Source organism: Microbacterium sp. TNHR37B (assembly GCF_001620065.1).
GTDB lineage: Bacteria > Actinomycetota > Actinomycetes > Actinomycetales > Microbacteriaceae > Microbacterium.
Map to the genome: position 1 here is coordinate 1,185,924 of NZ_LQGV01000003.1, position 23,176 is coordinate 1,209,099.

Annotated in this window: 25 protein-coding genes; 17 read left to right on the top strand and 8 right to left on the bottom strand. The window is 70.8% G+C overall.

Annotated features, from left to right (window positions below):
- Positions 1 to 55: 55 nt before the first annotated feature.
- The 3 genes from AVP41_RS13505 to AVP41_RS13515 all read left to right on the top strand — a co-directional run bounded on the left by AVP41_RS13505 (position 56) and on the right by AVP41_RS13515 (position 3,855).
- Complete coding sequence (locus tag AVP41_RS13505) at positions 56 to 1,009, top strand: 3-methyladenine DNA glycosylase (protein ID WP_231902753.1); 954 nt, start codon at positions 56 to 58, stop codon at positions 1,007 to 1,009.
- A gap of 125 nt (positions 1,010 to 1,134) precedes the next feature.
- On the top strand, positions 1,135 to 2,658 hold the full coding sequence (locus tag AVP41_RS13510; protein ID WP_067165337.1) for an MATE family efflux transporter: 1,524 nt from the start codon (positions 1,135 to 1,137) through the stop codon (positions 2,656 to 2,658).
- A 426-nt stretch (positions 2,659 to 3,084) separates the two neighbouring features.
- A complete protein-coding gene (locus AVP41_RS13515; protein WP_067166002.1) occupies positions 3,085 to 3,855 on the top strand; it encodes an alpha/beta fold hydrolase in 771 nt (256 codons plus the stop codon).
- Positions 3,856 to 3,900: 45 nt separating this feature from the next.
- Here AVP41_RS13515 and AVP41_RS13520 read toward each other — a convergent pair whose 3' ends face one another.
- Positions 3,901 to 4,824, bottom strand: coding sequence for an NADP-dependent oxidoreductase (locus tag AVP41_RS13520; protein ID WP_067166004.1), 924 nt, complete (start codon positions 4,822 to 4,824; stop codon positions 3,901 to 3,903).
- A 59-nt stretch (positions 4,825 to 4,883) separates the two neighbouring features.
- On the opposite strand from AVP41_RS13520, the gene AVP41_RS13525 reads away from it, so the two are divergent.
- From AVP41_RS13525 to pdxH, 8 genes are all read left to right on the top strand, one after another.
- Positions 4,884 to 5,840, top strand: a complete 957-nt coding sequence (locus AVP41_RS13525) for a Gfo/Idh/MocA family protein (protein WP_067165340.1) — start codon at positions 4,884 to 4,886, stop codon at positions 5,838 to 5,840.
- 69 nt (positions 5,841 to 5,909) lie between these two features.
- Complete coding sequence (locus tag AVP41_RS13530) at positions 5,910 to 7,082, top strand: acylneuraminate cytidylyltransferase (RefSeq protein WP_067165344.1); 1,173 nt, start codon at positions 5,910 to 5,912, stop codon at positions 7,080 to 7,082.
- Between the two features lie 101 nt (positions 7,083 to 7,183).
- Positions 7,184 to 8,056 (top strand): N-acetylneuraminate synthase family protein, encoded by an 873-nt coding sequence (locus AVP41_RS13535; protein ID WP_067165347.1) that lies wholly within the window; start codon positions 7,184 to 7,186, stop codon positions 8,054 to 8,056.
- Positions 8,053 to 9,366 (top strand): DUF6716 putative glycosyltransferase, encoded by a 1,314-nt coding sequence (locus AVP41_RS13540; RefSeq protein ID WP_067165350.1) that lies wholly within the window; start codon positions 8,053 to 8,055, stop codon positions 9,364 to 9,366. Before AVP41_RS13535 ends, AVP41_RS13540 begins: the two co-directional genes overlap by 4 nt.
- A gap of 119 nt (positions 9,367 to 9,485) precedes the next feature.
- Positions 9,486 to 9,860: a helix-turn-helix transcriptional regulator gene (locus tag AVP41_RS13545; RefSeq protein WP_082829263.1), complete on the top strand. Its 375-nt coding sequence runs from the start codon at positions 9,486 to 9,488 to the stop codon at positions 9,858 to 9,860.
- A gap of 10 nt (positions 9,861 to 9,870) precedes the next feature.
- A complete protein-coding gene (locus tag AVP41_RS13550) occupies positions 9,871 to 10,296 on the top strand; it encodes a VOC family protein (protein ID WP_067166007.1) in 426 nt (141 codons plus the stop codon).
- 1 nt (position 10,297) lies between these two features.
- A complete protein-coding gene (locus tag AVP41_RS13555; RefSeq protein ID WP_067165355.1) occupies positions 10,298 to 10,741 on the top strand; it encodes an iron chaperone in 444 nt (147 codons plus the stop codon).
- Positions 10,713 to 11,396: a pyridoxamine 5'-phosphate oxidase gene (pdxH, locus tag AVP41_RS13560; protein WP_231902754.1), complete on the top strand. Its 684-nt coding sequence runs from the start codon at positions 10,713 to 10,715 to the stop codon at positions 11,394 to 11,396. The genes AVP41_RS13555 and pdxH overlap by 29 nt, the downstream gene beginning before the upstream one ends.
- An 88-nt stretch (positions 11,397 to 11,484) precedes the next feature.
- On the opposite strand, the gene AVP41_RS13565 is transcribed toward pdxH, so the two are convergent.
- The gene (locus tag AVP41_RS13565; RefSeq protein WP_231902755.1) at positions 11,485 to 12,075 is read right to left on the bottom strand and encodes a 2'-5' RNA ligase family protein; all 591 of its coding nucleotides are present in this window, start codon (positions 12,073 to 12,075) and stop codon (positions 11,485 to 11,487) included.
- A gap of 223 nt (positions 12,076 to 12,298) precedes the next feature.
- Positions 12,299 to 13,858 (bottom strand): MFS transporter, encoded by a 1,560-nt coding sequence (locus AVP41_RS13570; protein ID WP_157532496.1) that lies wholly within the window; start codon positions 13,856 to 13,858, stop codon positions 12,299 to 12,301.
- Between the two features lie 69 nt (positions 13,859 to 13,927).
- Between AVP41_RS13570 and AVP41_RS13580 the strand changes: the two genes are divergently transcribed.
- Both AVP41_RS13580 and AVP41_RS13585 read left to right on the top strand, forming a co-directional pair.
- Complete coding sequence (locus tag AVP41_RS13580; RefSeq protein WP_157532497.1) at positions 13,928 to 14,512, top strand: TetR/AcrR family transcriptional regulator; 585 nt, start codon at positions 13,928 to 13,930, stop codon at positions 14,510 to 14,512.
- Between the two features lie 72 nt (positions 14,513 to 14,584).
- Positions 14,585 to 15,109: a GNAT family N-acetyltransferase gene (locus tag AVP41_RS13585; protein WP_067165372.1), complete on the top strand. Its 525-nt coding sequence runs from the start codon at positions 14,585 to 14,587 to the stop codon at positions 15,107 to 15,109.
- 173 nt (positions 15,110 to 15,282) lie between these two features.
- Here AVP41_RS13585 and AVP41_RS13590 read toward each other — a convergent pair whose 3' ends face one another.
- From AVP41_RS13590 to AVP41_RS16715, 3 genes are all read right to left on the bottom strand, one after another.
- Complete coding sequence (locus tag AVP41_RS13590) at positions 15,283 to 16,275, bottom strand: hypothetical protein (RefSeq protein ID WP_067165376.1); 993 nt, start codon at positions 16,273 to 16,275, stop codon at positions 15,283 to 15,285.
- 36 nt (positions 16,276 to 16,311) lie between these two features.
- A complete protein-coding gene (locus AVP41_RS13595; protein WP_067165379.1) occupies positions 16,312 to 19,167 on the bottom strand; it encodes an FAD-binding and (Fe-S)-binding domain-containing protein in 2,856 nt (951 codons plus the stop codon).
- 94 nt (positions 19,168 to 19,261) lie between these two features.
- A complete protein-coding gene (locus AVP41_RS16715; RefSeq protein WP_157532498.1) occupies positions 19,262 to 19,423 on the bottom strand; it encodes a hypothetical protein in 162 nt (53 codons plus the stop codon).
- Positions 19,424 to 19,573: 150 nt separating this feature from the next.
- Between AVP41_RS16715 and AVP41_RS13600 the strand changes: the two genes are divergently transcribed.
- Complete coding sequence (locus AVP41_RS13600; RefSeq protein WP_067166014.1) at positions 19,574 to 20,239, top strand: GntR family transcriptional regulator; 666 nt, start codon at positions 19,574 to 19,576, stop codon at positions 20,237 to 20,239.
- Positions 20,240 to 20,323: 84 nt separating this feature from the next.
- A complete protein-coding gene (locus AVP41_RS16720) occupies positions 20,324 to 20,500 on the top strand; it encodes a hypothetical protein (protein WP_157532499.1) in 177 nt (58 codons plus the stop codon).
- Here the strand turns inward: AVP41_RS16720 and AVP41_RS13605 are convergent.
- Positions 20,497 to 20,871, bottom strand: a complete 375-nt coding sequence (locus AVP41_RS13605) for a bleomycin resistance protein (protein ID WP_067165382.1) — start codon at positions 20,869 to 20,871, stop codon at positions 20,497 to 20,499. The genes AVP41_RS16720 and AVP41_RS13605 overlap by 4 nt on opposite strands.
- Positions 20,872 to 20,926: 55 nt before the next feature.
- Complete coding sequence (locus AVP41_RS13610) at positions 20,927 to 22,066, bottom strand: PQQ-dependent sugar dehydrogenase (protein ID WP_067165385.1); 1,140 nt, start codon at positions 22,064 to 22,066, stop codon at positions 20,927 to 20,929.
- A 100-nt stretch (positions 22,067 to 22,166) separates the two neighbouring features.
- Between AVP41_RS13610 and AVP41_RS13615 the strand changes: the two genes are divergently transcribed.
- Both AVP41_RS13615 and AVP41_RS13620 read left to right on the top strand, forming a co-directional pair.
- Positions 22,167 to 22,817, top strand: coding sequence for an acyl-CoA synthetase (locus AVP41_RS13615; protein ID WP_231902756.1), 651 nt, complete (start codon positions 22,167 to 22,169; stop codon positions 22,815 to 22,817).
- Complete coding sequence (locus AVP41_RS13620) at positions 22,814 to 23,173, top strand: hypothetical protein (RefSeq protein WP_067165392.1); 360 nt, start codon at positions 22,814 to 22,816, stop codon at positions 23,171 to 23,173. Before AVP41_RS13615 ends, AVP41_RS13620 begins: the two co-directional genes overlap by 4 nt.
- The last annotated feature ends 3 nt before the right edge of the window (positions 23,174 to 23,176 follow it).

A 23,176-nucleotide genomic window follows, 5' to 3' on the forward strand; every position in this document is an offset into this window, starting at 1 on the left:
CTCCCTGGATGAGTTCCGGCGGAGCAACGTTACCCTCCCACCGTATCCTCGAGGGATGCCGCTCGCCCCTCCCACAACGCCGCCTGCCGGCGTGGCGGCGGGCGTGGCATCGGCCACTCGGTCCGTGGTGCCGGCGACGGTGGAGCTGACCGCGGAGGAGTGGCGTGCGCGCGAGGCGGCGCACCGGGCTCGGGCCGACGACCTCACCGCCGCGCGCCGCGACCGGGTCGCGCGCGGGCGGACGCATCCCGTCGACGACTTCCTGTACACCTACTACAGCTACAAGCCCGCGGTGCTCCGCCGCTGGCACCCCGGGATCGGCGTGCGGCTGAGGGACGCCGCCGCCGAGCCGCGCGCCACGTGGCGCGGCTACCGAGTGGACGGCGATCACCTCGAGGTGGACGCGGCGGGCCTGTCGCGAGAGCGAGGACTGCTGCTGCGCGGGATCGCGGACATCCTCCGCGCCACGCGCTCGCGGCGGGCGCAGTTCGGGTGCTTCGGCCTCCACGAGTGGGCCATGGTGTACCGCGACGACGCCCCTCGGCACGCGGTGCCGCTGCGGCTGGGATCCCGCGGCACCGACGCGGTCGTCGAGTCGCACCAGCTGACGTGCACGCACTTCGATGCCTTCCGCTTCTTCACCCCTGAGGCGGTTCCCCGCAATCGTCAGCCGCTCGATCGCGCCGGCCAGTCCCGCACGGAGCAGCCGGGATGCCTGCACGCCAACATGGACCTCTACAAGTGGGCGGTCAAGCTCGGCCCCTTGGTTCCCGGCAGCCTCCTGCTGGATGCGTTCACGCTCGCGCGCGACATCCGCGAGCTCGACATGCGAGCCTCGCCGTACGACTTGACCGACTGGGGGTATGCGCCCATCGCGATCGAGACGGCGGAGGGCAAGGCGGAGTACGTCGCGCTCCAGCGACGGTTCGCCGAGCGAGCGGACGAGGTGCGCGGCGAGCTCATCCGGATCGTGGCAGCGGCGCGCGATGCCGGTGCGACGCCGGCCTGAGAGCCCGCCACGCGATGTCGTATTTGCGCCATCATCCTAGAGCGCGCCGAATCGATTCGATACGATGGACGCGTCGCCGTCGCGACCATCTCCCCGTCGTCTTCTTTCTGTTCGAGAGCACTTCCATGGCCCGCACCCTCACCACCGGCAGCCCGTGGCGCGTCATCCTGGCCTTCTCGGTGCCGCTGCTGATCGGCAACGTCGTGCAGCAGCTGTACCAAGTGGCCGACGCCGTGGTCGTCGGTCGCTGGCTCGGCGTCGACGCGCTCGCCGCCGTGGGGGCTACCGGAAGCCTCATCTTCCTGCTCCTCGGGTTCGCCTGGGGTCTCACGTCGGGGTTCGCGATCCCCACGGCGCAGGCGTTCGGTGCGCAGGACGCGGTGGCCGTGCGTCGCTCCGTCGCCGCCGGGGCCAGCCTGACCGCGGCGACGAGCGTGCTCCTCACCCTGTTCGCGCCCATGGTCGCGCGCCCGGCGCTCGCCCTCCTGCAGACGCCCGCGCAGCTCATGGACGATGCCGTCGTGTTCGCCCAGATCAGCTTCCTCGGCGCGAGCACGATGATGTTCTTCAACTTCCTCTCCGCGATCATCCGCGCCATCGGCGATTCGCGCACTCCGCTGGTGTTCCTGAGCCTGTCGTGCGCGCTCAACGTCGGCCTCGTGGTCGTGATGGTCGGGCCCTGGGGATGGGGTGTCGCCGGCGCCGCCCTCGCGACCGTGGTGTCGCAAGCGGTCTCGGTGCTCCTGTGTCTGGAGTTCGTGCGTCGGCGGGTTCCCGTGCTCCGGCTCACCCGCCACGACTGGCGCCTCACGCGCCAGGACCTCACGCGCCACCTGCGGCTCGGTCTTCCGATGGGCTTCCAGGCCTCGATCATCGCGATCGGAACGCTCGCCGTGCAGGTGCGCCTCAACGAGCTCGGTGCCGATGCGGTCGCGTCCTACACGACCGCCTCCCGCGTCGACGGGCTCGCGATCGCGCTCCTCATGTCACTGGGTCTGGCCACATCGATGTACGTCGCGCAGAACCACGGCGGGGGTCGCCCCGATCGCATCCGCCGGGGTGTGGGGCAGGCGGTGTGGATGTCGCTCATCGGAGCCGTCGTGCTGGGGGCGCTTCTGATCGTGTTCGGGTCGAGCCTCGTGCGACTGTTCGTCGGCGACGGATCGGACGGGGTGGTGCACGATGCGGCGCTCATGCTCGTGATCAACGGGGCCAGTTATGGCATCCTCGCCGTGCTGTTCGTGCTCCGTGGCGCGCTGCAGGGACTCGGGCACACGATGATCCCCACCGTCACGGGCGTCGTCGAACTCGTCGCGCGCGTGGGCGCAGCGGTGGTGCTCGGCGCGATCTTCGGGTTCGTCGGGGTGGTGTGGAGCAATCCGCTCGCGTGGGTGGGCGCCGTCGTGATCCTCATCCCCGCGTACCTGCGTGCGCATCGCGAGCTCGCGCGGATGCCGGTCACTCCGGCCGTGCCCACTCCCACGGCGGCGATCCCGGTGGTGGGTCCCCACGACGGGGGCATGGTGGTCGACGCGATCGTCACGCAGCCGATCGCCTTGCCGCAGCAGCCGTCCGCGGCGCCGCGCGGTCACCTCATCCGCGTCCTTGCGCGTCGCCGTTCGCGGCGCGACCGCGCCCGCTCGCGCTGACCGCCAGACGCGACTCGACGCGACACAACGGCGGACTGCTCGGCCGACACGCCGCCAGTGGAGGCTCCGCTTCGGGGTGTCGCCCCGTCCCATCCGCCGTTGGGTCCGGTGAGGGGGCCCCGCCCGCGGCGTGCTCACGAGGCGGGCGGACTCGGCGACGCGACTCGCGGGGACACAACGGCGGACTGCGCGGGCAACACGCCGAGGCGACGGGCTCCGCTTCGGCGTGTCGTCCGCTCGCATCCGCCGTTGTGCTCACCCCGCCCTCGGGCCACAGGCACCCCGCCCGCGAACCACAGGCCGGGACCCCGGCACGCCCGCCCGTCGCGCACGAGCCGCCATCCGTCGCACGGCGGGCGCCGCTGCGCCCGGGGGCCGCCGCGCGGGAGGAGAATCGGTCGGGTGATCCTGCCTTTGCTGACCGAGATGCCCGACCCGCAGTACATCATGGTGGGCGAGGGGCATCGCATCGCGACCTACTCGTGGGGAGACGATGCGCTCCCGACCGTCGTCGCCGTCCATGGGTTCGCCTCCAGCACGCAGGACAACTGGGTCGCGACGGGCTGGGTGCGCGACCTGCAGGCCGCCGGATACCGCGTGCTCGCTCTGGATCAGCGCGGTCACGGCGCCAGTGACAAGCCCCACCAGGCGAGCGACTACACACTGCGGCAGCTCGCCGGAGACGTGGAGGCGGTCCTGGACACCTACCTCGTCGACGAGGCGCGCTACGTCGGCTACTCGCTCGGCGCCCGCGTGGGCTGGGAGGTGCTGCAGGACATCGCCCCCCGGATTCCGCGCGCCGTTCTCGGCGGCGTGCCGGACGGCATTCCCCTTGCCCGGCTCGATCTCGATCAGGTGCGCGCGCTCGCCGACGACGGCACGCCCGTCACCGACCCGGTGACGCAGAACTACGTCCGGCTGGTCGAGCGGGTTCCCGGCAACGACCTGCGTGCGCTCCTGGCGATCGCGAGCGGACTGCGCGCGTCGAAGCAGGTCGATCCCGATCCGGCGCACGCGCCGCAGCAGCCCGTGCTGTTCGCCACCGGTGCGCTCGACGCGATCATCGAGGGGTCCCGTGCGCTCGCCGCCGCCTGCACGCAGGGACGCTTCCTGGAGATCCCCGACCGGCACCATTTCAATGCCCCCGGGTCGCGGGTGTTCCGTCAGGCCGCGATCGAGTTCCTCGCGGAGGACTGACCGCGCAGACCCTCCCGGGCGCTGCCGGAAGGGTCTGCGGCAGGCTCAGACCGTGACGACGATCTTGCCGCGTGCGTGGCCCTCTTCGAGCTCGCGGTACGCGGCGACCGCGTCGTCCAAGGAGTAGGTCGCGGCGATCTCGGTGCGCAACGTGCCGTCGGCGACGAGCCGTGCCAAGTGGCCCAGCTGCGCGGCGTCGGGACGCACCCAGACGTAGTGTCCGCCGAACTCGCTCCGCGCGCGGGGGTCCGCGATCGACACGACGGTGCCGCCATCGCGCAGCAACTCCGAGGTGCTGTCGAGCGAGCTGCCGCCGGCGAAGTCGATGATCACGTCGAAGCCGTCGGGAGCCACGGCGCGGGCCTGCGCGACGAGGCCGTCGCCGTACTCCACCGGTTCGGCGCCGAGCGAGCGCAGATAGTCGTGGTTGCGGGTGGAAGCGGTGCCCACGACGCGAGCGCCCCGCAGTGCGGCGAGCTGAACGCCGAACGAGCCGACCCCGCCGGCGGCGCCGTGGATCAGCACCGTCGCGCCTTCGTTCAGGCCCGACCGCTCGATCGCCTGCCACGCGGTGAGGCCGGCGAGGGGGAGGGAGGCCGCCTGCGCGAAGCTGATGCCGGCGGGCTTGGGCGCTGCGGTGCGCACGGGAACGGGCATGAACTCCGCGAGCGAGCCGTGCTGCACGACGTCGGCGCGCGCATAGGCGAGCACTTCGTCGCCGACGGCGAACTCCGGGGTGTCGAGCCCCGTCTTCTCGACCACTCCGGCGACATCCCATCCGGGCACCGCGGGAAGGGTCGTATCGATCAGGCCGCGGAGGTATCCCTCCCGGATCTTGTAGTCCACGGGGTTGAGGCTGGCGGCGACGACGCGGACCACGAGGGTGTCGGGTCCGACGTGGGGCTCGGGAAGCTCGGTGAGCTCGAAGCGGTCCGCTCCGCCGAAGTCGCGATAGACGAGTGCTTTCATGCTGAAGCGCAACGGTGCCTGGGCGGACGGCATTCCCCTGCCGTCGCTATCGTGGGGGCGTGATCACCTTCGCCACGATCGGAACCAGCGTCATCACCGAGCGGTTCGCGGACGCGGTCGCAGGGGCCGAGGGGGCACGGATCGGCGTCGTGTCGTCGCGGGAGGCCGAACGCGGCCGGGCCTTCGCCGAGCGCATCGGGGCGCCGTCGAGTTCCGCCGGCCCCATCGCGGCGCTCGCGGGCGAGGTCGACGCCGTGTACATCGGATCGCCGAACGGACTCCACGCCGCTCAGGCTCGCGAGGCGATCGAGGCGGGGCTGCATGTCTTCGTCGAGAAGCCGGCGACGCCGACGGCGGCGGAGTTGGCCGCGCTGATCGAGCGGGCCGACGCTCGGGGCGTCGTTCTCTTCGAGGGGATGCGCAACGTCTACGACCCGGGACTGGCGCGCGTGCGGGAGCTCCTCCCTCGTCTCGGGACGCTCCGGCGGGCATCGTTCGCGCTCAACCAGCGCTCAGCGCGGTACGACCTCGTGCTCCGGGGCGAGACCCCCAACATCTTCGACCCGGCCCTCGCCGGGGGCGCCCTGTTCGATCTCGGGGTCTATCCTCTGAGCGCCGCCGTGTCTCTCTTCGGTGAGCCGTCGCGGGTGACGGGTGCGCTGAGCCGCATCGCGACGGGAGCCGACGGCGCCGGTGCTGCGCTCCTCACCTACCCCGACCTCGTCGTCGACATCGGCTTCTCCAAGGTCACGGCGTCGGCCCGTCCGAGCGAGATCCAGGGAGAGCTCGGCACGCTCACGATCGATCGCATCACCGATCCTCGCCAGCTGGTGCTCACCCCGCTCGGTGGGGAGCCGGAGGAGTTCGCCATCGACGCGGCGGACAACAACATGCGCTACGAGGTGGAGCGGTTCGCGCAGCTGGTCTCGGGCGCGGACTCGGCCGCCGCGGACCAGGCGCGATCGCTCGCGGTGCTCCGGATCGTGGAGTCCTTGCGCGCGCCCCTCGGCGCCTGACGTTCACCCGCCGTTCGCCCGCGCGTCATCGGCGTCGCCCAGGATCGCCGGAACGCCCGAAGGAGTTCCGTGCCGAACGTCAATGCTCCCACTGTCGTCGCCATCATCCCCGCCCGCGGCGGATCCACGGGGGTGCCGAGAAAGAACGTGCTTCCCGTGGGAGGCGTGCCGCTGATCGCGCGCGCGGTGGCGGCGGCGCGCGCGGCGATGCGCGTCGACCGGGTCGTGGTCACGACGGATGACGCCGAGATCGCGCGGGTGGCTGCGGACGCGGGCGCGGACATCGTCGAGCGGCCCGCAGAGATCGCCGGTGCCACGGCCACCTCCGAGAGTGCGCTCCTGCACACCCTCGACGCCCTCGACGATCGGGGCATCACCACCGGCACCGTGGTCTTCCTCCAGGCCACCTCTCCCTTCATCGACCCCGCGGGCATCGACGAGGCGGTCGGGCTCGTGGTCGACGAGGGATTCGATGCCGTGTTCTCGGCCTACGAGACCTATGGCTTCCTGTGGCGACGTACCGGGGACGGCGCGGCGGCGGCCCTCAATCACGACGCATCGCTCCGCCCGCGCCGTCAGGATCGGGAGCCGCACTACTTCGAGACGGGGGCGTTCTACGCGTTCGACGCCGCCGGGTTCCGCGCGGCGCGGCACCGCTTCTTCGGACGCGTGGGCATCGTGCAGGTGCCCGAGCGGACGGCAGTGGAGATCGACGATCCGCACCAGTTGGGGATCGCGCGCGCCCTCGCCGCTCACCTCGATCCTGCGCCGACCGCGATCGACGTGGATGCCGTGGTGACCGACTTCGACGGCGTCCACACCGACGACACGGCGCTGATCGACGGCGACGGCGGAGAGCACGTGCGGGTCAGCCGATCCGACGGCATGGGCGTCGCCCGTCTCCGCCGCGCCGGCGTCCCCGTCCTCATCCTCTCCACCGAGACCCATCCCGTGGTCCGCGCTCGTGCCGAGAAGCTCCACGTGGAGGTGCTCCAGGCGGTCGACGACAAGGCCGCGGCGATCACGGCGTGGGCGCGCGAGCGCGGCGTCCCGCTCTCCCGGATCGCGTATCTCGGCAACGACGTGAACGACCTCCCTGCCATGGCACTCGTGGGCTGGCCGGTCGCCGTCGCCGACGCGCGGCCGGAGGTGCGCAGCGCGGCGCGCGCCGTCTTGCAGCGCGGCGGCGGGCAGGGCGCGGTGCGGGAACTGGCCGAGCGCGTGCTGCGCGCGCGGTCCTGACCGAATCGACACCGGATCGGAGCCTGCGCGTCAACTCGACGTGGCCAATCGTTCACTTTGCGGGCCGACACTTTCCGAACGACGTCACGAGAGGAACCGAGATGACCGTCACGATCGGATCGCGCACCATCGGTGCAGGCCACCCCACCTATGTCATTGCCGAGATCGGCCTCAACCACAACGGCGACGTCGAGATCGCCAAGCAGCTCATCGACGTCGCCCGTCGAGCGGGCGCGGATGCGGTGAAGTTCCAGAAGCGCACGCCCGAGATCGCGACGCCGGCGCACATGCGCGACGTGCCGCGCGACACGCCCTGGGGCACGATGAGCTACCTCGAGTACCGCTACCGCGTCGAGTTCAACCGTGAGCAGTACGTGGAGATCGGCGACTACGCCACCATGTCGGGCCTGGACTGGTTCGCCTCCCCGTGGGATGTGCCGTCGGTGCACTTCCTCGAAGACCTCGGCGTCGTCGCGCACAAGGTGGCGTCGGCCTCGCTCACCGACGGCGAGATGCTGGAGGCGCTGCGTGCCACCGGCAAGCCGATCATCCTGTCGACGGGGATGTCGACGCTGGAGCAGATCGACCGCGCCGTGCAGATCCTCGGCACCGACAACCTCATCCTCCTCCACGCGACATCCACGTATCCGATGGAGGCCGAGGAGGCCAACCTGCGGGTGATCCCGGCCCTCCGGGAGCGCTACGCGGGGGTTCCCGTCGGCTACTCGGGCCACGAGCGGGGTCTGCAGATCTCGCTGGCGGCCGTCGCGCTGGGAGCGGTGGCGGTCGAGCGCCACATCACGCTCGACCGCACGATGTGGGGATCGGATCACTCCGCCTCGCTGGAGCCGGCCGGGCTCGAGCACCTCGTGCGCGACATCCGGGTCATCGAGGAAGCCCTCGGCGACGGCGTCAAGCGTGTGTTCCCGGGCGAACTGGCGCCCATGGCCAAGCTGCGCCGCGTCCCGGCATGAGCGAGCGCCGCCTGCGGGTCGTCGCGGTCGCCGACGCCGACTCCTTCGTCAAGTGGGCGGCGTCCCTCCTCGACTCCGTTCCGAACGCCGACGGCAGCATCGTGCTCCTGCGCACACCGCTCACCGTCAGCGCCGCGCAGGAGCGTTCCGCGATGGCCGGCACCCGGTTCGCCGCGCACGACGTCACGCGCCTCACGCACGCCGCCCTCGCCGGGTGGCTCACGCGGGAGCGTCCCGACGTCGTCGTGATCGCGGGCCGCGGTCCCTTCGCGCGGCTCGTCATGCACGAGATCGACCGCGTGCATCCGCGCCCCGTCGTCGTGGCGGGCCTGCCGGGGATCTCGATCCCCGCGCAGCGCGCCGCCGTCACCTACCGGCGCGAGGTCGACCTGTTCGTCGTGCACTCGCATCGGGAGGAGCGCGCGTTCCGCGACCTCGCTCGCCGCCTCGACGCCGACGTGCCCTTCGGTCTCGCGAGCCTGCCGTTCGCACAGCCCCGCCCTCCGGTCGCCGGTGGCACCGACCTCGTGTTCGCCGCGCAGGCGCTCGTGCCCTTGACGACGGAGGACCGGATGGTGGTCGCCGACATGCTGCGCCACGCGGCAGTCGCCGAGCCCGACCGGCGCGTCGTGGTCAAGCTCCGCTCCCGCGCGGGAGAGAACGAGACCCACTACGAGCGGGAGAGCTACGAGAAACTGCTGCGTCACCGCCCGCCGAACCTCGTCTTCTCCTACGCGCCGATGCGCGAGGCCCTCGCGACGGCGGAGGGCCTCGTGACGGTCAGCTCCACGGCGGCGATCGAGGCCATCGCGGCGGGGATCCCGGTGATCGCGCTGGATACGTTCGGCGTGAGCAAGGAGAATCTCAACACCGTGTTCCGCGGATCGGGACTGTTCGGCAACGCCGGTGCCGTGATCGCGCGTTCGTTCCGGCACCCCTCGCCGAACTGGCTGATTCAGAACTACTTCCACGACCCGGGCGAGTCCACGTGGTGGGACGACGTCGAGCGGCTGGTGGGCCAGCGGCAGCAGGGGCTCCTTCCGGCGCGTCGACAACCGGTACGGGCGGGAGGCGCGTTGCGGCTGGCGTGGGACCGCAAGTCGGTGCTGGGTCGGGAAGACCGCACGCTGTCCGGCTACGCGGCGCTCGCGGTCGGCATGCCGCTCCGGGCGATGATCCTCGCTCGCCGGCGCCTGCGCGGAAACCGCGGAGCCCTGTCGTGGACCGACCAGACGACGGACATCACCGTCACCCCGGCTCTGCGGCAGGAGCCCCTGCTGCGGCGTCGACCGGTCGGCGTCGACGGCTGAGTCCCCCCGGTCGTCGCGGCCCGGGTGCCGCGCGGCCGGCAGGCTGTGCATGGCATGATCGGCCCGTGGCCTCCCCAGATCTCGACACGCTCACGCGATTGCGTCGCGTGCGGGACCGGATGGACCGGGAGTTCGCCTCGCCGCTCGACGTCGAGTCGCTCGCGCGGGGCGCCCACATGTCGGCGGGTCATCTCAGTCGCCAGTTCCTCGCCGCCTACGGGGAGTCGCCGTACTCGTACCTGATGACCCGGCGGATCGAACGTGCGATGACGCTCCTCCGCCGTGGGGACCTCTCGGTGACGGAGGTGTGCTTCGCCGTGGGCTACCAGTCGCTCGGCACCTTCAGCACCCGGTTCACGGAACTCGTGGGTGTGCCCCCGAGCGTCTACCGCGAGCGCGGTGCCGAGGTGCGTCCGGGGATGATCCCGTGCATCGTCCGGCAGGTGACCAAACCGGTCAGGAATCGAGAAGCGCGGCCGGCGTCGTCGTCGTAGCGTGGGCGGCATGCAGATCACGATCCACTCGAGCTACCTGCCGCACACCGACGCGGAGGCCTCGCTCGCCTTCTACCGAGACGTGCTCGGCTTCGAGGTGCGTCTCGATGTCGGCTACGAAGACATGCGCTGGATCACCGTGGGCCCTCCCGGCCAGCCCGACACGGCGATCGTGCTGCATCCGCCCGCCGTCGGGTACGACGTGTCGCCGGAGGAGCGTGACCTGCTCCTCGCGCTCATCGCGAAGGGCAGCACGTTCGGCATCAACCTCGCCACCGACGACCTCGACGACGCGTTCGCCCGGATCGAGGCGGCCGGGGCCGAGATCGTTCAGGAACCCATCGCACAGGACTACGGGGTCCGCGACGCCGCCTTCCGCGATCCCGCGGGCAACCTGATCCGCCTGCAGCAGAGCCGCACGACCGAGGAGAACTGACATGACCGAGCGCGACACCAAGAGTGGATTCAGCGACAGCGAGCGCGAGGCGATGCAGCAGCGCGCCGCCGAGCTGAAAGCGATGAAGAACGTCAAGGGAGCGGCCAAGAAGGCCAAGGAGCTGGAGGCGTGCCTCGCCGCGATCGAGGCGCTCGAGGGCACCGACCGCCAGATCGCCGAGCGACTGCACGTCATGGTCAGCGAGGAGGCCCCCGGCCTCGACCCGAAGACCTGGTACGGATTCCCGACCTATGCCAAAGATGGCAAGAACATCGTCTTCTATCAGCCGGCCTCGAAGTTCGGCACGCGGTACGGCACCGTCAACTTCGCCGAGGACGCGGCGATCGACGACGGCGAGATGTGGGCCGTGTCGTTCGCGCTCCTGGAGATGACGCCCGCGGCGGAGAAGCAGTTGCGTGCGCTCATCGCGAAGGCCGTCGCCTGAGGTGGCGGGGGAGGAAGCGCTGACGCGCCACACCGACTACGGCGGCGAGCGACTGGAGGAGGGTGATCTCGCCCCCACCCCGCACGAGCAGTTCGCGCGGTGGCTGGACGAGGCGGCCCGGCGGGGTGTGTACGAGCCGAACGCCATGGTGCTGGGGACGATCGGTGCCGACGGTGTGCCGCAGAGCCGCACGGTCCTCTGCCGCGGGGTCGACGAGCGCGGCTTCGTGTTCTACACCGACCGGTCGTCGCGGAAGGGGCGGGCGCTCTCGGCTCATCCCGTCGCGACGCTGCTGTTCCCTTGGTACGCGCTGCACCGGCAGGTGATCGTCACGGGCGTCGTGGACCTGGTGGACGACGCCGAGTCGGACGCGTACTGGGACAGCCGACCGCACGGGTCGCGCATCGCCGCCACGGCGAGCCGGCAATCACAGCCCGTCGATGGCCGCGACGCTCTCGAGGCCCGGGTGCGTGCGGAGGCCGAACGCTACCCCGCAGAGATTCCCGTTCCGCGACCGGAGCGCTGGGGCGGGTATCGGGTGGCCCCGACCCGGGTGGAGTTCTGGCAGGGGCGCACCTCACGGCTCCACGACCGCCTCGTCTTCTCGCGCCCCGCCGTCACCGACCCGTGGCGTGTCGAGAGGCTCCAGCCCTAGGTACGTATCGCGCGAGGTGGCGCGGGAACAGGCGAGGTGACTCTGCAGCGCCCGCGTAGGGGCAGCCAGCTCATCTCCCATGCCTTCGTCATGACCGGAACGGCAAGCGGTCTATGTGCTCACCGTCGCTGTCGTACCAGACGACGTCGACGGAGGAGACGCGCTCGTGCGGACGGGACGGCACCGCATGTCTCGTCGCCTCCAGATGCTCGGTCCATCTCCGCTCGTCGAGGGACCGCGCGTAGGCAAGCGACAGGTGAAACACCCAGTCGTCGAGCGGAAGCTCGCCGATGCGGCGGAAGTCGGTCGCATCGAGCACCTCCGTCAAGCTCGAGTAGGCGTCGACCAACGAGCTCGTTCGCTCGAGTCGGGCGATCAGCACCTGAAACGGCGGCGGAAACCCGTCCACCGCGTCTACGCATAACTCGACGGGCGCTTGCGAACCCGCCCACGAGGCGATCACCTCTCGGAGCGAGTGCACGCGCTCGGGCTCGAAGAAGCCGCGGAGCGTCACGTGTCCCGTGTTCGGGTGGGGCGTGCCCGCTGGCAGCCGCGCCAAGATCTCGGTCTGCTCGCTCTCGTAGAAGGCGGCCACAGACTCGCGTGGTCGCAGGACGACATACTGCTGGCCCTGGAGCGACGCCAACTGCGCTGGATCCGTCATGTAGGGAGTGGTCATCTGGCCTCCTTCGATCTTCGAAGTGAGTCGACGCTACCGGACCCACTCACCTCGTGTCTTGGCTGTGACAAGAAGACCTCCCTGGTTATGTCCCACGGTGATGATCTCCGTCTCTCGAGCGTGTTGCGAAAGGGGTGGGTGGACCAGTGCGAGGCGGGGGTCGCCGACCTGGTCCGTGGCGCCGGTCAGGTATCGGCGCCACGGCCAGCCCCGGCGGTGGGGATCAGTGCACGAACGCGGGCGCATCCGGGGAGGGGATGCCGCGGGGCATGAGGGCCGCCCCGCTCACGGCACCGAGAACGGCGACCGCGGCCGCGACGAGGAACGCCCACAGGTACCCGGTGGTCTCGCCCGTCGCACCGAGGGCTGCCACCGAGGCGAGGACGGCGATACCGAGTGCACCGCCGAGCTCATGGGCGGTGTTGACGATTCCTGACACCACTCCCGTCTCGTGGTGGCCCACGCCGGTGAACGCCGCCGTCGTCGCCGAGACGAAGGCCGCCCCGATGCCCACCGACGCGACGGCCGCCGCGGTGACCAGGAGGATCGGCTGCTCGACGAAGGCCGCGGTCGCCCCGGCTCCCGCTCCGACGAGGAGGAAGCTGACGATACCCACGATGCGGCCGCCCACCCGCGGAATCAGGCGGCCTCCGATCTGAGCGCCCACCACAGTTCCGAGTGCGATGGGGAGGAACGCGACCCCGGCGGCGACCGCCTCCCATCCGTGGATCGCCTGGAGGAGGAACGACAGGAGGTAGAACATGCCGATCATGAGGGCGGTGGCGGACAGCATCGCCCACACCCCCGCTTGCACCTGTCGCCGCGCGAGCACGGCGAGCGGAATCAGCGGCACCGCGTGTCGACGCTCGTGGCCCCAGAACGCCACGCCCAGGATCGCGGCGCTCGCGATCGCGACGACGCCGATCCACGTCATCCCGTCGGCGGTCAGCCAGGTGATGCCCGCGACCAGGGCGGCCACGGCGCCCGTGATCAGCACAGCGCCAGCGACATCGAGGGTGCGTGAGCGCCGCGCCCGGTCGTCGGCGCGCACGACGAACGGGACGAGGACGGCGACGAGCGCGCCCACCGGCAGGTTGATGAGGAAGATCCACCGCCACCCGGGGCCGGAGGCCAGCAGGCCGCCGAGCAGCACGCCGGCCGCGGAGCCGGCGCCGGCGAGCCCGCCCCACACGGCCAGCGCCCGATAGCGGCGCCGTCCGGTGAACAGCGTCATCGCGCTGGCCAATGCGGCCGGCGACAGCATCGCGGCACCGACGCCCTGCAGAACGCGCGCCGCGATCAGCACGGGGAGCGAGGGAGCAAGCCCCGCCAGCACCGAGGCCGCCGTGAAGGTGGCCAACCCGATCAGGAAGAGACGCCGGGCGCCGAACGCGTCGCTGAGCTTGCCGCCGAGCAGCAACAAGCCGCCGAACGGAATGACGTACGCCGTGACCGCCCAGGTCACCGCCGACGCGGAAGCGCCCAGCCCGACCGCGATCTCGGGAAGGGCGAGGTTCACCACGGTGACGTCGAGCACCAGCATGAACTGCGCGATGCACAGCAGCGCGAGGGCGAACCAGCCCGCACTCGTCCCGGCTCCGTCGTGGTGACCGTGCCCGTGGTGGTCGTGGCCCTGCTGACCGTGCCCGTGGTGGTTGTGAGCGTGGTGGTCGTGGGCGTGGCCGTGCTGATCGTGAGCGTGGCCGTGGTGATCGTGAGCGTGCCGATCCCGCTGGCCGTGGCCCGGATCTCGATCCGTGGGGCGAGCTGTCGTGTCTTCCATCGCGTGTCCTAACTTTGACAGTGCTGTATGAGTAACAAGTAAAACATACACGCGTGTTAGGTTTAGAGGGTGGCGAGGAACGAAGGGCGACAGCGCGCGGTGCGCTCCGACGCGCAGCGCAACCGGGAGGCGATCCGCTCGGCCGCCGTCGATCGACTCATGGCCGACTCGCGGGCGAGCATGGCGCAGATCGCCGCCGCCGCGGGGATTGAGCGGGTGACGCTTTACGGCCATTTCCCGACCCGGTCGGCCCTGGTCTCCGAGGTCTTCCGCCATCACGTGCAGCAGGCCGACGCGGCCTTGGATGCGTTGGACAGGGATCAGGCGCCGCCGCAGATCCTCGCGACCCTGATCTCGTCGTCGTGGGAGATCATGGCCGAGGCCAACGCGCTCATCGCCGCGGCGGAGTCGGAGCTGGGCGCGCGTACGGTTCGCGAGCTCCACGACGGGATCTTGGCTCGCGTCGCGTCGATCATCGAGGACGGAGTCGAACAGGGGGCGTTCGCCACCGCGCAGCCGATTCCCTGGCTGACGGAGTGCTTCTTCGCGGTGTTGCACGGCGCCGCCGCCGGCGTGCGCGAAGGGCGGTTCACGCCCGCCGTCGCGGCGGAGGAGCTGACCACGACGGTGCTCGCCCTCGTGCGTTCGCGCTGAGGGTGGTCTCGCTGTGAGGGAAATCCACAGCGATGACGAAGAACCGGCGGAACACGTGGCTTGAATAGAGGCATGGGATCGACTCTCTCCGTGCGATTGTTCGAGGAAGCTGACGCCGCTCCACTGACAGAGCTCCTGCATGCTGCCTACGCCGAACTGGGCGCTGCGGGCCTGAACTACACGGCCGTCGACCAAGACGTGGCGACGACTCGTGACCGTGCGCTCGGCGGCCGATGCTGGGTGGTTGAGCTCGAAGGGCGCATCGTGGGCTCGCTCACGATGTCGCTTCCCCCTTCCGCTGGACTGCAGGAATTGACGGCTGTCGCGCGCGAGGAGCATCGGGCGTGGGTGAACCAGGTCGCCGTGGCGCCTTCGCTCCGTGGCCGCGGGATCGCCGCCGACCTCTGGCGTCGAGGACGAGAGTGGGCAGCGGGTCAGGGGGCGTTGTCGATCGGAGTCGACACGGCGCACCCGGCGACGCATCTCGTGCAGCTCTACCGCTCGTGGGGATTCGTGGAGGTCGATTCGATCCACTGGCCTGGCAAGACCTACGACAGTGTGGTCATGCTTCGTCCTCACGGTAAGGATGGGCGATGACCGATAGGCGCGTGGACGGCAGCGCGGGAGACGTCGACTACGGAACCATCGGGGTCGGGTACGCGACATACCGTCGGCCAGACCCACGCATCGACGCCGCGATCAACGCCGCCCTCGATGGTGCGCGCACGGCCGATCTGGACTCCGGCGTCTGGGACGCCCGCTACGGACACCTACGCGCCCTGCCTCGCTTCGACGGATCGCTCCGGCTGGTTGTTTCGCGGCCGACCCGAAACTAGCAGCAGTTCGAAGCGCTGGACCGCGCCGACGTCGACGAGCCACAGCACCCACGGGTTGTCTCGCACGGGGCGGGCCGAATGCAGCACCGATGGGTCGTCGGGATCGGCGAAGAGCGCGTTGTCCTCCGCGAAGCGCTTGCCGAGGACGACGAGGTTTCCCCGCCCCTGCGCGACCTCGCTGACGCTGAGCTCCAGCCAGTCGCCGAGGACGTGGGCGTCGGGGGAGAAGGTCATCCCGCCGGTCGGGCTGGGGTCGGGCACGAAGGCGGTCTCGTCCGCCATGTCGATGGTGACGAGCCGGCCCCAGCGTTCGGCGAGGACGAGATGGCACGTCTCCAGTTCCGCGCGCAGTGCGCGGATGGCGTCACTGGCGTCGGCTGCGGCGAGGGTGTAGCCCGCCGTCAGTGCCTCGAACTCGTGAAAAGGGAAGCCGGACCGCGCTCGAGCAACCCGGGCGGTGCGGCGGACCGCTCCGGTGTGGCTGCTGTCCACACAGAAGTCCGCCAGCTGTGCGAGGGTGATGGGCGCGTATCGAGGGGCGAACCCCAGGGGAGCGAGCTCATCGAGCGCGCGAGCCCAGGGCGACCCACTCGTGAACCCGTCGGCAAGCTCCGGGACGATGGCGGGGTCCACGTGCTCGACGCGACAGCCGCCGCGCTCCGAATCGCTCTCGACGCGGAAAGCGACCTGTCCTCCGTCGACGCGTCCGTACAGGAAGGCGACTCCCGGCTCGCGGAAGAACGCGTTCATCGCCCATTCGGCGGCATAGGAGCCCGCAGCCGATGAGGTCGAGCGCGGATCCTCTCGAAACCACCGCTCGCCACTCGGTGAGAGGAGGACAGCGTCGTCTGCCGCCGTCGCGAAGGCGGCAAACGCATCGATCTCATCGTCCGCTGCGGCCAGCAGTACAGCGAGATTCTCCGTCATGTCGCGACGCTCCGTCGTGTCCGGGTTCGAGCCCGTCTAGCGGGTCGCCTCCTCCAGCAGTTCCAGGATGTGACGGTAGTCGCTCCCGGTCGCCCGCGTCATGCCGATCTCACAGGTGCGGTTGCAGGAGGCGTGCGCCTCGGCCCCGAGCGCCTTCACCTCGGCCGCCTCGGCCGCCGTCGCGGACGCGGTGAGCTCGGGGTGGAGCATGCCCCGGTCGCCCGCGAACGCGCAGCATCCCCAGGCGTCAGGGGTGACCGGGCGGGATGCAACCGCCCGCGCGACGGCGTCGATGTCGGCGTTGATGCCGAGCTGGGTGGAGGAGCACGTGGGGTGCAGGGCGAGTGTGTCGACCACGGGAGTGACCTCGCCGAGCCGGGGGAGCACCTCTCTCGCCACGAAGGTGACCGCATCCTCCACGACCACCGCCACGCCGGCCCGCTCGAAGAGGTGGACGAACCCCTCGGTGCAGCTGGCGGCATCACTGATGATGCGTAGCGTCGCCGTCGGGTCGGTGGCCCGCACGGACTCGGCGACCCGACGCGTCATCCGCTCCACGCCGCCGCTGTAGCCCTTCGAGGTCCAGGGCGTCGAGCAGCAGAGCGACTCCACGTCGTCGGGGACGACGACGCGCACGCCCGCTCGCTCGCACAGCGCGACGACGGTCGCGGTGACACCGATGCCCTGCCCCTCGCCCGCACCCGCGGCTCCGAACATGCTGTTGACGCACGCGGGGAGGTACAGGGCGATCGGCGCCTCGTCGCCCCCGCCACGCACTCCACGAAGTGGCCGGCGTGCCGCGCCGCCGGAGGGGAGATCGGCGGAGTAGGCGGGCACCACGTCGGCGCCGAGCACGGCGCGTCCCACGGTCGTCACGGCGGTCACCGCCGGGGCGGGCACCTTGTCGGCCGCCGTGAGGGCCACCGAGCCGATCCGGGTCACGGAGCCCCACGATCTCGCCGCCGCGGTCCAGCCGGCGGCGAGGGCGGGGTTCTGGTTCTCGCGCCGCAGCCGCTTCACGAGCTGACCGGTGTTGATCTTCACGGGGCAGGCGGTGACGCACATGCCGTCCACCGCGCAGGTGTCCACGCCCGCGTAGTCGTAGTCGCCTTCGAGCTCGCGGGCGAGGGCATGGTCGCCGTCCGCGTCGGCGCGGACGATCGCGCGCCGCACCACGATCCGCTGGCGAGGGGTCAGGGTGAGGTCCTTCGAGGGGCACACCGGCTCGCAGTATCCGCACTCCACACAGCGGTCCGCCTCCTCCTCGATGCGCTCCGCGGGCTTGAAGGCGCGCAGGTGCGCGACGGGGTCCTCCGTGATGATGACGCCGGGATTGAGGATGCCGGCCGGATCGCACGCGTTCTTCAGCTCGCGCATGACCTCCCACAGCTCCGTCCCATACTGACGTGCGACGAAGGGAGCCATGACCCGTCCCGTGCCGTGCTCGGCCTTGAGGTTGCCGCCCGCGTCCAGGACGAGATCGACCATGTCCTCGGTGAACTGGGCGAAGCGTTCCATCGCCGCCGCCTCGCCGAAGCGGTCGGTGAGCATGAAGTGGATGTTGCCGTCCTTGGCGTGGCCGAAGATCACGCTGTCGCGGTAACCGTGCCGCGTGAACAGCTGCTGCAGGCCGTCGCAGGTGGGCGCCAACTGCGGAACGGGCACGACGATGTCCTCCAAGAGCGCCGTGGTGCCCGGCGGACGCGCCCCGGCAACCGTCGCATACAGGCCCTTGCGGAGCTTCCACGCCTGTGCGCGCGCGAGGGCGTCGGCGGAGAACGCGGTCGGCGTCGTCGTCTCCGTCGCCGCCAGCGTCGCGGCCCCCGCCCGGGAGAGCGCGTCCAGCTCGTCGGCGGTGGTGGCGTGGTACTCGATCAGGAGCGCGGCGTGGTCACGGAGCTCGAACCCGTGGATCTGCGCGGGAGCGTCGTCGAACCCGCGGCCCACGCGCAGGCTCGTCGAGTCCATCAGCTCCAGCGTCGCGGCTCCCGTGGAGACGAGGGCGGGGAGGAGCCGCGTCGCGTCGTCCAGCGTCGGGAAGACCGCGAGGGCCGTCGTCACCTCGGGCTCGACCGGTACCGTCCGGTACACGGCCGATGCCACGAAGGCGAGCGTCCCCTCGCTGCCGATGAGGAGATGGGCGAGGATCTCGACGGCGGAGTCGAAGTCGAGGAACGCGTTGATGCCGTAGCCCATCGTGTTCTTCATGGCGAACTGCCGACGGATCGTCGCGACCGACGCCGCGTTGGAGCGGACGCGGTCGCGCAGCGTCATGAGCGTGCGATGGAGATCGGGTTCAGCGCTGCGCAGTCGTGCGTCGGCATCGGGATCGGCGGTGTCGACGACGGTGCCGGTGGCCAGCACGAACCGCAGCGACTCCAGTGTGCGGTAGGTGTTCTCCTCGATCCCGCAGGCCATGCCGCTGGAGTTGTTGGCGATCACGCCCCCGATCGTGCACGCCGCTTCGCTGGCGGGATCGGGGCCGAGGCGGTAGCCGTGCCGGCGGAGGCGGTTGTTCACCTGCCGGACCGTCGCGCCCGGCTCCACGCGCACGCGTCGCCCGCCGTCGAGCACCTCGATCCCGCGGAAGTGGCGGCGCGTGCCCACGAGGAGACCCGTGCCCGAGCCCTGGCCGGACAGACTCGTGCCGCCCGAGCGGAAGGTCACCGGCATCCGGGTCTGCTGGGCGGCGCGCAGGAGCGCGGCGACCTCGGCGGAGTCGGCCGCGGTCGCGACGGCGGAGGGGGTGAGGAGGAAGTGGGAGGCGTCGGACGCAGCGGCGACCCGATCCAGTGCCCGCGCGGTGACGCGCGACGGATCCGCCACGGCCCCGCGGACGGGGGGCGGCACCTCGAACGGAGCGACTGTGCGGGTGGCTTCCTCGACGACCATGGCACGATTGTCAGACAAGTGGGCTGACATGTCAAACGACGGTCAGGCTGGCCGGGTCTCGGGCGGACGGGGCAGGCGGCAGAGGGCGATGCGACTAGGGCGAGGTTCGGTGGTCGCGCGCGTGTCGTGCGGGATCAGCGGTGCGGGGGTCGTCTCCCGCCGTGTTCGACACCCCGGTCGACCCGCTCAGCGCGGAGAGGGCGACGCCGACGGCTCGCCACACCGCCTTCGCGCCTGTGAGGATGGCGTTCTTCATGAGGCTCCTCCTGGATCCGTCCACGACGGTGCAGACCGTCGCCGACGCGTGCGCGCCGCGGCGGGCGTGGTTCGCTCACCCTAGCGACGGCACGTCGTTGCCGACAAGAGCAGCGAGAGTGCGACCAGCGGCGCCGGTTACCATGTGGCGGTGGCCCCCAAACTCGAGGTGGTGTCGGTCGTCGACGCCGTGATCGCCGATCTGCGTCGTCGGATGTTCTCCGGCGATCTCCTTCCCGGAGCGCCGCTGACGGAAGCCACCGTGGCCGCCACGTACGACGTCGCGCGCACCACCGCGAAGGCGGCGATCGAGAGTCTCGTGGGCGAGCGCCTCCTCGTGCGGAACGCGCACAAGACGGCCCGTGTCGTCACTCTCGACGCCGATGATGTCCGCGACGTCTACCGCACGCGTGCCCTCATCGAGGGCCAGGTCGTGCGGACGCTCGCCGACCAGAAGCGCGTGCCCGATGCCGCGCGCCGCGCGCTCGAGGAGATGCATGCGCTCGCCGACGCGGACCCCGAACGCATCGTCGCCCCCGACATGCGCTTCCACCGCGCCCTCGTCGACGCCCTCAGGAGCGCGCGCACGAGCCGTGCCTACGAGGCGCTCGCGTCGGAAGTCGTGCTGTGCATGTCGCACGTGCAGGGCGCCGCGCTCCTTCCCACCGCCGACATCGTCTCGGAGCACGAGGAGATCCTCCGCCGCATCATCGACGGCGACGCGCAGGGAGCGGCCACGGCGGTGCAGGACCATCTGGACCGCGCGTCCGACCGCCTCGCCGCACTCGTCGAGAGTCGCGCCGCCGACCAGAGCTAGCGCCCCCGCGCCACGCGCCCGGGCGGATACCGCCAATACGGAGGAGCGAAACCATGGACGTGCGTCGAGGCGTGGGAGACGGGGGTGGGTACCTACCTCCGCTTCGCGGACGCCGATCTGGCCGAGAGCTGGAGCATCATCATCGGCGGCGACAGCCATAGGAACGGCAGTGTCCTCCTCGATATGAACGGGCTCACCTTGACCCGCGATCAGCGGCAACTCGCGGTCGAGTTGCTCTTCCCGGGGCGGGAGTCCTCCTAAGTCCCTGAGGCGACGTTCTCGATCAGGCACAGCTGAGTACCGTCCGGGTCGATGAGAAACCCTGCGCGGCGACCCCACGGCTGTAGCTGGATCGGATGGAGACGGGGGTGACCGACGGTCTTCTCGGGCACCCCGGCCGCAGCGACCTGTCGGTACAGGACGTCGAGATCGTCGACGCGGACGCTGCACATGAAGGAGCTGTCTTCGGGCACGAGATCCGGGAACGCGAAGAACTCCAGCCGTAGCTCTCCGCGACGCAGCATCAGCCACTCCTCGCTTCGACAACTCAGTTCGAATCCGAATCCGCCGTAGAACGCGAGCGTCACATCGAAATCACGGGAGGGCAGATTCGGCACTGCGCGATCTGTCATCCCGGAAGCCTAACGACGGCACCCCAGGTTCGGACAGGGCTGCTCCACCGCGGAACTAGTCCGCGCCGAGGGCCGCGGGGTCGACGCGGAGCAGACGGTCGTCGCCGCGACGGGGATCACCACGGCCGTCCGTGTTGTTGGTCAGGAACCACACGGCGCCGTCGGGCCCGATCGTCACGTCCCGCAGCCGACCGAGCTCACCCGCGTAATGCTCGGACTGGCGCTCGGGATCGGTAAGCGAGACGCTCCGTAGCACCTCGCCGCGGAGGTTTGCCATCAGCACGACGTCCCCGACGATCGCGATCCCGCTGGGGCTGGCCTCATCGGTCGGCCACTGCGCGACCGGGTCCACGAAGCCGTCGTCCTCGCCGCCGGTCCCCTCGACGACGGGCCAGCCGTAGTTGCCGCCCGGTTCAATGAGGTTCAGCTCGTCCCACGTGTTCTGACCGAACTCGCTCGCCCAGAGGCGTCCGTCCGCATCCCACGCGAGGCCCTGCACATTGCGGTGGCCGAGGCTGTAGACGGGCGAGCCCGGCGTGGGGTTGTCGTCGGGCACCGATCCGTCGAGCTCCAGGCGGAGGATCTTGCCGTTGCGGCGCTCGGGATTCTGCGCCGCGGGCCGGTCGCCGGCGTCGCCGACGGGAACGTAGAGCTTGCCGTCGGGCCCGATCGCGATGCGGCCCGCGTTGTGCGTGCGCGCGAACGGCAGCCCGTCCACGATCGTCACGGGATCGCCGAGCGAAAGGGAACCCGGCTCGCCGCGGAGGTCGTAGCGCTCCACGCGGTTGCCGCTGTGGGTCGTGGCGTAGACGAAGACGGCGTCGCCGGCCACCGCGAGACCCAGGAGCCCGCCCTCTCCGCCGTGCAGCACGCCGTCGATCTCTGCCGCCTCCCGCAGCTCACCGTCCGGGGTCACCTCGAGCACGCGTCCGCTGTCGCGCTCGGTGAGCAGAGCGCCCTCGCCGACCACGGCGATGGACCACGGAGCGTCCAGCCCGTCGACGACGGTCTCCGGCTCGCGCGGAAGCGGGGTCGGGGTGGGGGTGGGGGTCGGCGTCGCTGACGGCGCCGACGGGGAGGGAGCAGCCGCGGGTGCCGACGACAGGGTCGGGTCGGGGGTGGCTCCGCACCCGGAGAGGGCCGTCGCCGCGGCGAGCGTTCCGGCGGCGAGGAAGGTCGTCGAGGCGCGTCGCATGGCGTCACCGTACCGGGACGACCGCCGGAAAGGAGGGGTCTTGCGCGTGACGACCTAGACTGAGAGAGTTCCGCGTCCGTCCGATCCGATGAGTTCTGCCGTGCCTGCTGCACCTGAGACCGCGCCGCCGGTCCGCGCATTCGAGATGCGCCACCTCCAGCTCGCGCGCGCCTTCTTCGCCGCCATCGCCGCTGTGATGATCACCTTCTCGCGCGACCACTCGGCCGCCGTCGGGCTCTCGGTCTTCAGCGGCTGGGCGATCGCCACCGCACTCGTGCTGTTCGTCGCCGCCTGGCAGGTCTACGACCGCGGCCGGCGTGCCGTCCCGGTGCTCCTGGGCGTGCTCACACTCCTGGCCGGAATGGCGGGCGGACTCCCGCCCTTCCGCTCGACCACGCTGTTCTTCGTCGTCGTGATCGTCTGGGCGTTCGCGACGGGGATCACCGAGCTGGTGTCCGGGATCCGCTCGCGCGGCACCGACGACTACGCGCGCGACGCGATCCTCGTGGGGGCGCTCACGATCGCCCTCGGAGTGGGATTGCTCCTGGTCAATCCGGCCTACAGCCTCGAGTACTTCATCAAGGAGGCCGGGCAGAGCTTCGTCCTCACCGGGATCACGATCGGCGTCGGGATCTTCGGCGGGTACGCCGCGATCATCGCCGTGTTCCTCGGGATCGCCGGCTTCTCGCCCCGACACCCCGTCGTCAGCGCCGCGACATCCGATGCCGAGTCCGCAGGAGAGCCCGCATGACCGACCCCCGCCCCACGCGTCGTGACCTCATGAAGCCCGCTCAGCTGCTCGGGCTGGCCTTCGCCGCCGCCGTCTTCGGTGGCGTCATCACGCTCGTGTCGATGGGCATCTTCCAAGACCCGCGGCCGGTTCCCGCCGGCGAGCTCCACCCTCACCTGAAGGCATGGATCGTCTCGGGTGTCGTCGCCGGCATCGTCTTCATCGTCACGCTCGTGACGATCGCCCTGCTGCTCTTGGCGGTCGACCCGGCCCAGCTGGCGAAGCAGGTCGACAGTCCCGTGCTCGTGCGCGACGAGGACTCGTCTCCGGATGCGTCCTCGGACCCGACGGCCGAGCCGCGCGCTCCCGACGCCTGACCC